Raw genomic sequence first — 13,958 nt, forward strand, 5'->3', positions numbered from 1 at the left:
CTTATCTCTTCTTACGTCGCTTATCCAAATCCTTCAGCAACTTATTCACTGTTTCGTCTGCGAACATCGCCTCAAGAGAAGTCGATAACTTGCGTCGCCAGTTTTTATACTGGTAGCTGGTGCCTGGAATATTCACCGGCTCCGCCATCCCCAACCAATCTTCCGGTTGCAGACCCAACAACGCACTGTTGCTGTCGGCAATGTAACGCTGCATTGCGCGATTAAGTGTTGGCGTCATCGCCATCAGCGAGGCTTTGTGCCCGGCGCGTTTTGGCAGACAACCATATTCATGCAGTCCATCCAGCAAACCTTGTTTGGCGCGTTCGCGATCCTTATACAGCTCGGTCAACATCTCTTCATCAGGATATAATCCAAGCGTTTTACCCAGCGTCAAATCACCGCTTTCCCAGTAGCCGCGCAGCGTCGGTAAATCGTGGGTCGTCGCCACCGCCATGGATTGTTTCGGCCACGATTTCGGGGCGCGGAACTGTTTTTCCTGATCGTGCTCGAAATACAACACTTTGTACGAGTAAACACCGCTGTCACGCAGCTTGCCGACGATCTCAACCGGCACGGTTCCCAGATCTTCACCGATCACCATGCAGTTATGGCGCTTACTTTCCAGCGCCAGGATCGACAGCAGATCGTCCACCGGATAATGCACGTAAGCGCCTTTATCGGCGGTTTCGCCGTAAGGGATCCACCATAAACGCAGCATCGACATTACATGGTCAATGCGCAGCGCGCCGCAACTGGTCATGTTAGAACGCAGCAGTTCGATAAACGGTTGATAGGCGCGCGCGGTAATCACATGCGGGTCCATCGGCGGCAAACCCCAGTTCTGGCCGAGCGGGCCAAGAATATCCGGCGGCGCACCGACCGAGGCTTTCAGGCAGTAAAGCTCACGGTCACACCAGGTTTCCGAGCCGCCTTCTGCCACACCAACCGCTAAGTCGCGATACAAACCAATCGGCATTTTGAAGCCCTGGCTGGTTTGCCAGCACGCATCAAACTGCGCATAGGCCAGGTATTGCAACCACAGATTGAAATTCACTTCATCACTGTGTTCGGTACAAAACTCTTTCACTTCCGGGTTGTGCGCGTCACGGAAACCTTCTGGCCACACGGGCCAGCCCCAACGCATTTCATCTTCTTTAACCTGATAAGCATGCAGCGCATCAAACGCCGCCTGGTAATACAGGCTGTCGCCACCTTCCTGGACAAACTTATGGAAGGCAACAACTTGCTCATCACGCGCACCACGCAGCGAGAATTGCTTCCACGCCATGCGAAGTGCGGCCATTTTCAGCACGGTAACGGTGGCATAATCCACCCACTGCGCGTCGCGGACTTCGCTCAGCATTTGTTGCGTGACCGGCATTTTCCACCAGTCTTGCGCTTCATCACTAAGCAAGAAATCATCTACCGCGTTCACGTCGATATAAATCACGTTCAACCAACGGCGTGACGACGGGCTGTACGGACTGGCGCTTTCCGGGTTCGCCGGATACAGCGCGTGGATTGGGTTCAGGCCGATAAACGAACCGCCCCGCTTTGCCACGTCCACCAGCATGCGCTGCAAATCACCGAAATCACCGATTCCCCAGTTATGTGCCGAACGCAGTGTGTAAAGCTGTACACACGCGCCCCATAGCTTTTCATCACGCAGAAGTGCAGCGGATTCGTAACAACGTTTCGGCGCCACAATCACCCGGCATTGCCAGTGGTGTTCATTCTGGCTAACCGTGAGGTCGTGATACCCTTCCGGCAACGCGGCGGGCAGCGTCAGTTTTTTACCCGCCAGTGCATGCCCTTTATGTTGCTTACCGTCTTCGGTGGTTAACTGCCAGGTGTAATCGCCGTTGCCTTCCAGCATCGTCGCCATGCGGGTGCCAGAAGTGAACACCAGTACATTTGCCACTGGCGTCACCGCCACCTTTTTCACGGCGGTGGGACGGCTCATGGCTTCCAGCAAACGCTGCTTGGTATCCGCAGGAATGGCCTGCGGTTTGCCGTGGGCGTTAATGTAGTTGGGGCTAATTCCCGCCTCAAGGGCGGCGGTATCAAGACGTTTGCTGTCCATCGCGTTCCCTTAGCGTTTTGCCTGCCAGATGCGTTGCTGATAATCTCGGATAGAGCGATCGGAGCTAAACATGCCGCAACGCGCCGTGTTCAGAATCGCAGCGCGAGTCCATGCTTCCTGGTCGAGATACAGTGCATCCGCCAATTTTTGCGCTTGCGCATAAGCGGTGAAATCTGCCATCACCAAATACGGATCGCCGCCCTGTTTGCCGATGCTGTGCAGCATCTGGTCGAAGGCGTGTTTATCGCCATCGGCGTAAATACCTTTCTCAAGCTCTTTGAGCACGGCATCCAGCGCTTTATCTTTCTTGCGCCATTTCACCGGGTCGTAGCCTTTGGCTTTCAGGGCTTTCACTTCTTCCACGGTGTGGCCGAAGATAAAGATGTTTTCCTCGCCCACTTTCTCGGCGATTTCGACGTTCGCGCCATCCAGCGTGCCGACCGTCAACGCGCCGTTAAGTGCCAGTTTCATGTTGCCGGTGCCGGATGCTTCTTTGCCCGCAGTCGAGATTTGCTCGGAAATATCCGCCGCCGGGATCATTACCTCTGCCGCAGAAACGCAGTAGTCCGGCAGGAACACCACTTTCAACTTGTCGCCAACCACCGGATCGTTATTAATTGCGTGCGCCACTTTGTTGATCGCAAAGATAATGTTTTTCGCAAGGTAGTAGCCCGGTGCGGCTTTAGCACCGAACAGATACACGCGTGGCACGCGGTCATCCGTCGGATTTTCGCGGATTTCTTTATACTGCGCGAGAATATGCAGCAGGTTCAGGTGCTGGCGTTTGTATTCGTGCAGGCGTTTGATTTGCACGTCGAACAGCGCATCCGGGCTGATGATAATGCCGGTGTGAGCTTTGACGAACGCCGCCAGTTTCACTTTGTTCTGGTATTTGATGTCGCGGTATTCTTTGCGGAATTTTGCGTCGTCGGCATATTTTTCCAGCCCTTCGAGCACATCGAGATCGTTGGCCCACTCTTTCTTCAATTTCTTATCAAGCAGAGCAGCCAATGCCGGGTTGCATTGTTTAATCCAGCGGCGTGGCGTGATGCCGTTGGTGACGTTATGGAATTTGTTCGGCCACAGTTGGTGATATTCCGGGAACAGATCTTTCACCACTAAATCGGAGTGCAGCGCTGCCACACCGTTTACCGCGAAGCCACTCACCACGCACATGTTCGCCATGCGAACTTGTTTGTCGTGAACCACCGCCAGTTTTGCCCACACGGCTTCGTCGCCCGGCCAGGTTTTGTCCACCAGCTTCTTAAAGCGGGCGTTGATCTCATTGATAATTTGCATGTGTCGCGGCAACAGCGCCTTCACCAGCTTCTCGTCCCAGCACTCCAGCGCTTCAGGCATCAACGTGTGGTTGGTGTAGGCGAAGGTTTTGCTGGTGATGGCCCAGGCATCGTCCCAGCTCATCTGGTGCTCGTCGATCAGCACGCGCAGCAGTTCTGGAATGGCAATAGTCGGGTGCGTGTCGTTAAGCTGAATAACTTCATAATCGGCCAGCTCAGAAAGCTTGCGGCCCGCCAGATGGTGACGGCGTAAAATATCGCCCACCGAGCATGCACACTGGAAGTACTGCTGCATCAAACGCAACTTCTTACCGTTCAAATGGTTATCGTTCGGGTAGAGTACTTTCGTCAGTTTTTCGGCGTCGATGCCATGCTGCTCTGCTTTCAGGAAATCGCCGTCGTTGAATTTAGTTAAATCAAATGGATGCGCGTGCTTTGCCTGCCACAAACGCAGCGGTTGCGCCACGCCGTTACGGTAACCAAGCACCGGTAAATCCCAGGCTTCACCGTGGAAGATAAACGCCGGTTCCCAGCGCACGGTTTTGCCGTCTTTAATCACTTTACCACCGACGCCAACCTGCACGTCGAGTGCCGAGTTATGCTGGAACCACGGATAGCTTCCGCGCTTCCAGTCATCAGGCGCTTCCATTTGATGACCATCCTGGAAGGACTGGCGGAACAGGCCGTACTGGTAATTCAGGCCGTAACCGATCGCCGATTGCCCAACCGTAGCCATGGAATCCAGGAAGCACGCCGCAAGACGCCCTAACCCGCCGTTCCCCAATGCAGGGTCAGTTTCTTCTTCCAGCAGGTCAGTGAGATTGATATCAAACGCTTTGAGTTCGTCAGCCACGTCCTGATACCAGCCGAGGTTCAGCAAGTTGTTGCCCGTCAGGCGGCCAATCAGGAATTCCATCGAGATGTAGTTTACGTGGCGCTGTTTCTTCTCTGGTTTCGCAACAGGCTGTGCCGCCAGCAGTTCTGCCAGCGCACCGCTGACGGCGTGCCACCATTGTTGCTGAGTCATTTCGGAGGCGGAATGCAGCCCATAACGCTGCCACTGACGTGTCAGTGCAGCCTGAAATTGTGCTTTATTGAAGGTCGTCTGTGACATAGTGACTCGGGTCCTGTGAGGTTCTAATTTCATTACCCGCTAGTGTGCCGGGTGCCCTGGGCTAATTCCTCCTCCTGAGGGGGAATACGGAGGGAGGAGTAGCGGGGAGTAGCTGAAAATGTGATCGCCGCCACTTAAAGTTAGGTGCTCTTGCCAGGAATGCCCACCAGTCCTGACTTCTCCATGTCCGACAGTAACTATTCCAGATGGATTCATCTAATGAATAGAATTGTGAGCAGGAGCAACTTACAACGTCTGAAACCCTGAACAATCTTGCAATCACCCTCAATCTGAACGACTTTGTAGTAAGTATTAATTACGAAGCGTAAAAAAAATCACATTCGTACATATCTCATACACAGTGAAGTGACAGACCATGCTGATTCCCTCCAAATTAAGTCGTCCAGTACGTCTGGAAAATACAGTGGTCCGCGACCGTCTGTTGTTGAAATTATCAACAGCCAATAACTATCGACTGGCACTGATAACCAGCCCGGCGGGCTATGGAAAAACAACGCTAGTTTCGCAGTGGGCGGCAGGGAAGAATGAACTCGGTTGGTACTCCCTTGATGAGGGCGATAACCAACAAGAACGTTTTGCCAGCTATTTGATAGCGGCAATTCAGCAAGCAACGTCTGGTCACTGTGTTACCAGCGAAGTGATGGTACAAAAACGCCAGTATTCGAGCCTGACGGCGTTATTCGCCCAGCTGTTTATCGAAATGGTGGAATGGCATCGCCCGCTATTTTTAGTCATCGATGATTACCATCTAATAACTAACCCTGTCATTCATGAAGCGATGCGCTTTTTCATCCGCCACCAGCCAGAAAACCTGACTCTGGTGGTGCTGTCACGCAATTTGCCGCAGTTGGGTATCGCTAACTTACGCGTGCGCGATCAGCTGCTGGAAATTGGCAGCCAGCAACTCGCTTTTACTCATCACGAAGCGAAACTGTTTTTCGACCATCGTCTGAATTCCCCCCTCGAACACGTCGACAGCAACAGTCTGTGTGACGACGTCGCAGGATGGGCGACTGCGCTGCAACTCATCGCGCTTTCCGCCAGGCAGAACAGTAACTCTTCGGCGCATCATTCCGCGCGCCGTCTTTCTGGTATTAACGCCAGCCATTTGTCTGACTATCTGGCCGATGAAGTGCTGGATAATGTCGATGCGCAAACCCGTAATTTCCTGCTGCGCAGCTCGATTCTGCGTTCCATGAACGATGCGCTGATTGTGCGCGTCACCGGCGAAGAAAATGGCCAGATGCGACTGGAAGAAACAGAGCGTCAGGGTTTGTTTATTCAGCGTATGGACGACAGCGGTGAGTGGTTCCGTTTCCACCCGCTGTTTGGCAATTTCTTGCGCCAGCGTTGCCAGTGGGAACTGGCGACTGAATTGCCGGATATCCATCGCGCCGCAGCCGAAAGCTGGATGGCGCAAGGCTTCCCGAGCGAAGCTATTCACCACGCGCTGGCCGCAGGCGATGCAACTTTGCTGCGCGATATCCTCCTCAATCATGCCTGGGCGTTGTTTAACCACAGCGAACTCACGCTGCTGGAAGAATCGTTAAAAGCGCTACCGTGGGAAAGTTTGTTAGAGAACCCAAAACTTGTCTTACTGCAAGCGTGGCTGATGCAAAGCCAACACCGCTACAGCGAAGTGAACACGCTCCTGGCCCGCGCCGAGCAAGAAATGAATGTCGTGATGGACGACACCATGCACGGTGAATTCAATGCGTTACGCGCTCAGGTTGCCATTAACGACGGTAATCCTGATGAAGCCGAACGCCTGGCGATGATTGCCCTCGACACGCTGCCGCTTGCCAGTTTTTATAGCCGTATTGTCGCCACCTCCGTCCACGGCGAAGTGCTGCATTGCAAAGGTGAGCTGACCAAATCGTTGTCCGTGATGCAGCAAACGGAACAAATGGCCCGCCGTCATGACATGTGGCACTACGCGTTATGGGGTTTATGCCAGCAAAGTGAAATTCTGCTGGCGCAGGGGTTCCTGCAATCGGCCTGGGAATCCCAGGAAAAAGCCTTTGCGCTTATCGAAGAGCAACACCTTGAGCAACTTCCGCTGCATGAGTTTTTACTGCGTATTCGTGCGCAGCTACTGTGGGCGTGGTCGCGGCTGGATGAAGCCGAAACGACAACGCGCAGGGGTCTGGAAGTGCTTTCCGGCTACCAGCCGCAACAGCAATTACAGTGCCTGGCGCTATTAGTGCAATGTTCGCTGGCTCGAGGCGATTTAGATAACGCACGTAATCACCTGAACCGACTGGAAAACTTACTCGGCAACGGTGCATTCCATAGCGACTGGGTTTCTAACGCCGACAAAGTCCGGGTGATTTACTGGCAAATGACGGGAGATAAAAAATCTGCTGCCAACTGGCTGCGCCTGACGCCGAAGCCAGAATTTGCCAACAACCATTTCCTACAAAGCCAGTGGCGTAATATTGCCCGCGCACAAATTTTGCTGAGTGATTTCGAACCGGCTGAAATGGTGCTCGAAGAGTTAAACGAAAATGCCCGCAGCCTGCGTTTAATGAGTGACCTCAACCGCAACTTGCTACTGCTGAACCAGCTTTACTGGCAAGCCGGGCGTAAAAGCGATGCCCAGCGCGTGCTGCTGGAAGCGTTGGCGCTGGCGAACCGCACCGGGTTTATCAGCCACTTTGTGATTGAAGGGGAAGCGATGGCGCAGCAACTACGCCAGTTGATTCAGCTCAACACGCTACCTGAATTAGATCAGCATCGCGCGCAGCGTATTTTGCGTGAGATTAACCAGCATCATCGCCATAAGTTCGCCCACTTCGACGAAAACTTTGTTAACCGTTTATTGAATCACCCTGAAGTGCCGGAATTAATCCGCACCAGCCCTTTGACTCAGCGCGAATGGCAAGTCTTAGGGCTGATTTATTCGGGTTACAGCAATGAGCAAATCGCGGGTGAACTGGATGTCGCAGCCACCACGATTAAAACGCATATTCGTAATTTGTATCAGAAGTTGGGTGTCGCGCACCGCCAGGATGCGGTGCAGCATGCGCAGAAATTACTGAAGATGATGGGCTACGGGGTTTAAATTACCCTCACCCTAGCCCTCTCCCTGAAGGAGAGGGTATAGAACGGTTTTCTCCCTCTCCTGGGGGAGAGGGTCGGGGTGAGGGCTACCGACTCACGACGCTAGTGACAAATGCGCCTTACCGTTACGCTTTCCCAGCCATTGTGCGACTCGCGCCTGCTGCTCTTTCGTAAGCCACATCCCTAATTTGGTACGACGCCAGATGGCGTCATCAACGCTACGCACCCACTCGTGTTCCACCAGGTAACGCAATTCTTCTTCAAAAAACTCGTGCCCGAAATCTTCGCCTAAATCGCCAATGCTGGTCTTTCCTGCCAGAATCAAATCGCTATTGCTACCGTAAGTGCGTGAGTAACGGCGTGCCAGGCTTTCGGTCAGGAAGGTATAACGGCGGCGCAGCTGTGCCGCGTAATCATCGCGATCGCCCTGAATATCACCACCTGGTAAGGTGCTGCCTTTTGTCCAGCTCGGCCCCATTTTTGGGTAATAGCCTTTCAGCTTATCCAGCGCGTGTTCTGCCAGTTTGCGGTAGGTTGTCAGCTTGCCGCCAAATACCGACAACAGCGGCGCTTTGCCCTGCTCGTCATGGATATCGAGCGTGTAATCACGCGTAATTGCCTGCGGTGAATCAGATTCATCATCGCAAAGTGGGCGCACGCCGGAGTATGTCCAGACGATATCTTCGCGGCTCAGCGTCTTTTTAAAATGCGCGTTATAGGCATTCAGCAGGTAGTTGATTTCGTTATCATCAATGTGAACATCTTTTGGATCGCCCTTATATTCCACATCGGTAGTGCCAATAATAGAGAACTCATCCATCCACGGAATGACGAACACAATTCGCTTATCTTCGTTTTGCAGAATGTATGCCTGCTTCTGGTTATGCACACGCGGCACCACAATGTGGCTGCCTTTGATCAGGCGGATGCCATATGGCGAAGGCAATTGCAGGCCATCGTCAAAGAAGTTTTTCACCCACGGGCCGGTCGCGTTGACCAGGCCACGAGCACGCCAGGTAAAGGTTTCACCGCTATCAATATCCTGCGCTTCCACAACCCACAGGCCGTTTTCGCGACGCGCACGAGTGGCGCGGGTACGCGTTTTCACTTCGCCGCCTTCGCGCGTCACCATCTGCGCGTTCGCCAGAACCAGGCGAGCATCGTCTACCCAGCAGTCAGAATATTCGAAACCGCGCACGATATTCGGTTTCAGGACGGAATCTGCGCCAAAACGCAAACTGGTGGATGCCGGCAAGCTGGTGCGTTTACCGAGATGATCGTACATAAACAGGCCAATCCGAATCATCCACGCCGGGCGTAAATGCGGGCGGTGCGGCAAACGAAAGCGCATCGGGAAGGCGATGTGCGGAGCCATGTTCAGCAGCACTTCGCGCTCGGCAAGTGCTTCACTCACCAGGCGGAACTCGTAATGCTCAAGGTAGCGTAGGCCGCCGTGGATAAGCTTCGAGCTTTGCGAAGAAGTGGCGCTGGCTAAGTCCTGAGCTTCAAGCATCAACACGGATAAACCACGGCCTGCAGCGTCAGCGGCGATACCTGCCCCGTTAATTCCTCCGCCAATCACAATCAGATCTTTAGTTTCCATGTTGCCCTCACACGCTTTCGTTAAAGTTCAAATATGTTCGTTATCGCTCATACTAGCAAGACTACGCGCGGTTTGTAACGAAAAAAAAACATTACTGCGTGATATGGATAACATAATGGCGTTAATATCAGCGGCCAGAGGGCAGATTCCCTTAATATGGCGTAAGCCAATTTAATAAAATTACGAGCAAATCCATGGAAACGTTTGAATGTATTGGTGTGGAAGAAGCGCACCAGAAGTTGCAGCACAACCTGGCTGTATTAGTTGATATCCGCGATCCGCAGAGCTTTGCGATGGGCCACACGCCGGGCGCGTTTCATCTGACTAACGATCGTTTGGTTGCCTTTATGCAGCAAACCGATTTTGAAACGCCAGTGATGGTGATGTGCTATCACGGCAATAGCAGCAAAGGTGCGGCGCAATATCTGCTGCAACAAGGTTATGACCAGGTGTATAGCGTCGACGGTGGTTTTGACGCCTGGCATCGCCATTTCCCGGCAGAAGTCGAACACGGCGCGTCTTAAGTCGTCAGGAAATGGTGGCGTTGCAGGTATAATCATTTTTTTTATACGGATTTAGTTGAAACCTTATGATCATGATTACCTCGTTTGCCAACCCGCGAGTCGCGCAGGCATTTGTCGACTATATGGCGACGCAGGGGATTATCCTCACGATTCAACGGCATGAGCAAAGTGATATCTGGCTGGCGAACGACAGCCAGGAATCTCACGTTCGTGCCGAGCTTGAACAGTTCCTCGCGAATCCCGGTGATGCACGTTATCTGGCGGCAAGCTGGAACACGGGCCACACCGGCAGCGGCTTGCAGTACCAACGCTACCCTTTCCTCGCCACCATTACTCAGAAAGCCGGGCCATTCACTATGGTGATTATGTCTGCCTGCGTGCTGGTTTACCTGATGATGCAGGTGATGGGCGATCGTGCCGTCATGACCTGGTTAGCCTGGCCGTATAAAGAGAGTTTGCACTACGAGCTGTGGCGCTACTTCAGCCATGCGTTGATGCACTTTTCTATTATGCATATCGCCTTTAACTTGCTGTGGTGGTGGTATCTCGGCGGCCCGGTGGAAAAGCGCCTCGGCAGCGGTAAACTCATTACGTTGACGCTCGTTTCAGCGCTTCTGAGCGGTTTCGTGCAGGCGAAATTCGGCGGCCCGCTGTTTGGTGGCTTATCCGGTGTGGTATACGCATTAATGGGTTATGTCTGGCTGCGTGGCGAACGTGACCCCGACAGCGGCATCTACATGCAACGCGGCCTGTTAGCCTTTGCGATATTGTGGATTGTGATAGGATTTTTCGATGTTTTAGGAATGTCTATCGCCAACGCTGCACACATCACCGGCCTGGTTGTTGGCCTGGCGATGGCGCTGGTTGATACAATGCATGCGCGAAAACGAACATAGCATTTCAGGAGAATAAAACAGCGTGAAGCAAACACAACGTCATGATGCGATTGTCGAACTGGTTAAAAAACAGGGTTATGTCAGCACAGAAGAGCTGGTTGAGCAGTTTGCGGTTAGCCCGCAAACCATTCGCCGCGATCTCAACGATCTGGCTGACCAGAACCTGATCATGCGCCACCACGGAGGCGCGGCACTGCCTTCAAGTTCTGTGAATACACCGTGGCATGACCGCAAAGCGACTCAAACGGCGGAAAAAGAGCGCATCGCGCAAAAGGTGGCCAGCCAAATCCCAAATGGCGCGACGCTGTTTATTGATATCGGCACCACGCCAGAAGCGGTCGCTCATGCGTTGCTAAACCACAGCAATTTGCGCGTCGTGACCAACAACCTGAACGTGGCGAATACGCTCAAAGTTAAAGAAGACTTCCGTATTATTCTGGCGGGTGGCGAGTTACGCAGCCGCGACGGCGGAATTATCGGCGAAGCGACGCTCGATTTTATCTCTCAGTTCAGGTTGGATTTCGGCATTCTGGGGATCAGCGGCATCGACGGCGACGGCTCGCTGCTGGAATTTGATTACCACGAAGTTCGCACCAAACGCGCGATTATTGAAAACTCGCGCTGCGTCATGCTGGTGGTGGATCACTCTAAATTTGGCCGTAATGCGATGGTGAATCTTGGCAGTATTAGCCTTGTCGACCAGGTTTATACCGATATGATGCCGCCCGCAGGCGTGATGCAGGTGATTGCCGAGAATAACGTGCAACTGGAGTTGTGCTGATATTTGCGTGAGAACAACCCTCACCCCGGCCCTCTCCCTGAGGGAGAGGGGGAATATCGGGCTAGTCCCCTCGCCCCTTTGGGGAGAGGGTTAGGGTGAGGGGAATAATTACAATCTCACCGGCTTAATATGCCAAATCTCATCGGCGTATTCCTGAATCGTCCTGTCTGACGAGAAATAACCCATATTGGCGATATTGTGCATGGTGCGAATCGTCCACTCTTCCGGTTGGCGATACAGCTCATCTACCCTGTCCTGGCAATCCACATAGCTGCGGTAATCTGCCAGCACCTGATAGTGGTCACCAAAGTTAATCAGTGAATCCAGCAGGTCACGGTAACGCGTTGGCTCATCCGGGCTGAACGTTCCGGTACCGATTTGCGTCAGCACCTGATGCAGCTCTTCATCTTGTTCGTAATATTCACGCGGCTTATAGCCTTTACGCCGCAGCGTTTCGACCTCTTCCGCCGTATTCCCGAAGATAAAGATATTATCCGCGCCAACGTGCTCCAGCATTTCAACGTTTGCACCGTCGAGCGTGCCGATAGTCAGCGCACCGTTCAAGCCAAACTTCATGTTACTGGTGCCGGAAGCCTCCGTTCCCGCCAGCGAAATCTGCTCGGAGAGATCCGCCGCCGGAATAATGATCTGCGCCAGGCTAACGCTGTAGTTTGGGATGAATACGACTTTTAAACGATCTTTCACAACCGGATCGTTGTTGATCACCGTCGCCACATCATTGATGAGATGAATGATGTGCTTCGCCATGTAATACGCTGACGCCGCTTTACCGGCGAAGATATTCACGCGCGGCACCCAATCGGCTGTTGGATCGGCCTTGATGCGGTTGTAGCGCGTAATCACGTGCAGCACGTTCATCAGCTGGCGTTTGTACTCGTGAATACGTTTGATTTGCACATCAAATAACGCGTTCGGGTTCACCACCACATTGAGCTGCTGGCCGATGTAACTTGCCAGGCGCTTCTTGTTGGCCAGCTTCGCCCTGCGCACATCCTGGTGCACGGTCGGGTAATCAATATGCTGCTTCAGATCGTTCAGTTGGCTGAGATCGGTACGCCAGGTGCGGCCGATATTTTCATCCAGCACTTCTGAAAGCGGCGGGTTCGCCAGTGCCAGCCAGCGGCGCGGCGTAACACCATTGGTTTTGTTGCAAAAACGCATCGGGAAGATCGCGGCGAAATCGGCAAACAGCGACTGCACCATCAGGTTGGAGTGCAGCTCAGAAACGCCGTTCACTTTATGGCTGGCGACCACCGCAAGCCACGCCATACGGACTTTACGTCCGTTCGATTCATCAATAATCGAGGTGCGCCCCAGCAGGCCGGTATCGTTCGGATACTGCTCCTGCAAGGTTTTCAGGAAGTAGTCGTTAATCTCAAAGATGATCTGCAAATGGCGCGGCAGAATTTTACCTAACATGTCTACCGGCCAGGTTTCCAGCGCCTCGCTCATCAGCGTGTGGTTGGTGTACGAGAACACCTGGCAGGTGACTTCAAACGCATCTTCCCAGGTGAATTTATGCTCGTCGATGAGCAAACGCATCAGCTCAGGGATCGCCAACACCGGGTGCGTGTCGTTAAGGTGAATGGCGATTTTATCCGCCAGATTGTCGTAGGTTTTATGTAGCTGGTAATGGCGGCTGAGAATGTCCTGCACGGTGGAGGAGACGAGGAAATATTCCTGACGCAAACGCAGTTCCCGACCTGAATAGGTCGAGTCATCCGGGTAAAGCACGCGAGAGACGTTTTCCGAATGGTTCTTATCTTCTACCGCAGCGAAATAATCGCCCTGGTTAAATTTACCCAGGTTGATTTCGCTACTCGCCTGCGCATTCCACAGGCGCAGCGTGTTAGTCGCATCGGTGTCGTAGCCAGGGATTATCTGGTCATACGCCACCGCCAAAATCTCTTCGGTTTCTACCCAGCGGAATTTCTTCGCTTCCATTTGCACACGCCCGCCAAAACGCACTTTGTAGCGCGTATTGTGGCGTTTAAATTCCCAAGGATTACCGTATTCGAGCCAATAATCCGGGGACTCTTTCTGGCGGCCATCAACGATATTTTGTTTAAACATGCCGTAGTCGTAGCGAATACCGTAACCGCGGCCAGGCAAACCAAGCGTTGCCAATGAATCGAGGAAACAGGCGGCGAGACGACCTAACCCGCCATTGCCGAGGCCGGGGTCGTTCTCTTCGTCAATCAACTCTTCGAGATCAAGCCCCATCTCTTCCAGCGCATTTTTGACATCTTCATAAATGCCTAATGAAAGCAGTGCATTAGAAAGAGTGCGGCCAATCAAAAACTCCATCGACAGATAGTAAACCTGGCGAACTTCCTGGGAAAGCTGAGCACGGTTTGAACGCAGCCAGCGTTCTACCAACCGGTCACGAACGGCAAATAATGTGGCATTGAGCCACTCATGCTTGTTCGCAATGGCAGGGTCTTTCCCAACCGTAAACATCAGTTTATAAGCTATTGAGTGCTTTAACGCCTCAATACTGAGCGTCGGTGAAGCATAGGAAAAGGGTGCGTTCATATCAGTGATTCCTGGTGGA

At 52.9% G+C, this 13,958-nt stretch carries 8 protein-coding genes; 4 read left to right on the forward strand and 4 right to left on the reverse strand.

Features of this window, described 5'->3' with window-relative positions:
• Nucleotide 1: 1 nt before the first annotated feature.
• Both malQ and malP read right to left on the reverse strand, forming a co-directional pair.
• On the reverse strand, nt 2-2,083 hold the full coding sequence (gene malQ / locus M2371_RS14215) for a 4-alpha-glucanotransferase (RefSeq protein WP_259267988.1): 2,082 nt from the start codon (nt 2,081-2,083) through the stop codon (nt 2-4).
• A gap of 9 nt (nt 2,084-2,092) precedes the next feature.
• Nucleotides 2,093-4,495: a maltodextrin phosphorylase gene (gene malP, locus M2371_RS14220; RefSeq protein ID WP_259267989.1), complete on the reverse strand. Its 2,403-nt coding sequence runs from the start codon at nt 4,493-4,495 to the stop codon at nt 2,093-2,095.
• Between the two features lie 376 nt (nt 4,496-4,871).
• On the opposite strand from malP, the gene malT reads away from it, so the two are divergent.
• A complete protein-coding gene (gene malT, locus M2371_RS14225; protein ID WP_259267990.1) occupies nt 4,872-7,580 on the forward strand; it encodes an HTH-type transcriptional regulator MalT in 2,709 nt (902 codons plus the stop codon).
• A 93-nt stretch (nt 7,581-7,673) separates the two neighbouring features.
• Here the strand turns inward: malT and glpD are convergent, their stop codons facing one another.
• Complete coding sequence (gene glpD, locus M2371_RS14230) at nt 7,674-9,182, reverse strand: glycerol-3-phosphate dehydrogenase (RefSeq protein WP_259267991.1); 1,509 nt, start codon at nt 9,180-9,182, stop codon at nt 7,674-7,676.
• A gap of 194 nt (nt 9,183-9,376) precedes the next feature.
• Here glpD and glpE point away from each other — a divergent pair, with 194 nt between their 5' ends.
• The 3 genes from glpE to M2371_RS14245 all read left to right on the forward strand — a co-directional run bounded on the left by glpE (nt 9,377) and on the right by M2371_RS14245 (nt 11,383).
• Complete coding sequence (glpE, locus tag M2371_RS14235; RefSeq protein ID WP_034499194.1) at nt 9,377-9,706, forward strand: thiosulfate sulfurtransferase GlpE; 330 nt, start codon at nt 9,377-9,379, stop codon at nt 9,704-9,706.
• 65 nt (nt 9,707-9,771) lie between these two features.
• Nucleotides 9,772-10,602: a rhomboid family intramembrane serine protease GlpG gene (gene glpG / locus M2371_RS14240; RefSeq protein WP_259267992.1), complete on the forward strand. Its 831-nt coding sequence runs from the start codon at nt 9,772-9,774 to the stop codon at nt 10,600-10,602.
• Nucleotides 10,603-10,624: 22 nt separating this feature from the next.
• Nucleotides 10,625-11,383 carry a DeoR/GlpR family transcriptional regulator gene (locus M2371_RS14245; protein ID WP_034499201.1) on the forward strand — a complete coding sequence of 253 codons (759 nt, stop codon included), beginning with the start codon at nt 10,625-10,627 and terminating at the stop codon, nt 11,381-11,383.
• A gap of 108 nt (nt 11,384-11,491) precedes the next feature.
• On the opposite strand, the gene glgP is transcribed toward M2371_RS14245, so the two are convergent.
• On the reverse strand, nt 11,492-13,939 hold the full coding sequence (gene glgP / locus M2371_RS14250; RefSeq protein ID WP_259267993.1) for a glycogen phosphorylase: 2,448 nt from the start codon (nt 13,937-13,939) through the stop codon (nt 11,492-11,494).
• Between the last annotated feature and the right edge of the window lie 19 nt (nt 13,940-13,958).

The sequence above is a fragment of the Buttiauxella sp. BIGb0471 genome, from assembly GCF_024807715.1.
Taxonomy (GTDB): Bacteria; Pseudomonadota; Gammaproteobacteria; order Enterobacterales; family Enterobacteriaceae; genus Buttiauxella; species Buttiauxella agrestis.

Coding starts and splice junctions, on each gene's coding strand:
- glpD (WP_259267991.1), bottom strand. CDS start 9,182: ATGGAAACTAAAGATCTGATTGTGATTGGCGGAGGAATTAACGGGGCA.
- glpG (WP_259267992.1), top strand. CDS start 9,772: ATGATCATGATTACCTCGTTTGCCAACCCGCGAGTCGCGCAGGCATTT.
- glgP (WP_259267993.1), bottom strand. CDS start 13,939: ATGAACGCACCCTTTTCCTATGCTTCACCGACGCTCAGTATTGAGGCG.
- malP (WP_259267989.1), bottom strand. CDS start 4,495: ATGTCACAGACGACCTTCAATAAAGCACAATTTCAGGCTGCACTGACA.
- glpE (WP_034499194.1), top strand. CDS start 9,377: ATGGAAACGTTTGAATGTATTGGTGTGGAAGAAGCGCACCAGAAGTTG.
- malT (WP_259267990.1), top strand. CDS start 4,872: ATGCTGATTCCCTCCAAATTAAGTCGTCCAGTACGTCTGGAAAATACA.
- malQ (WP_259267988.1), bottom strand. CDS start 2,083: ATGGACAGCAAACGTCTTGATACCGCCGCCCTTGAGGCGGGAATTAGC.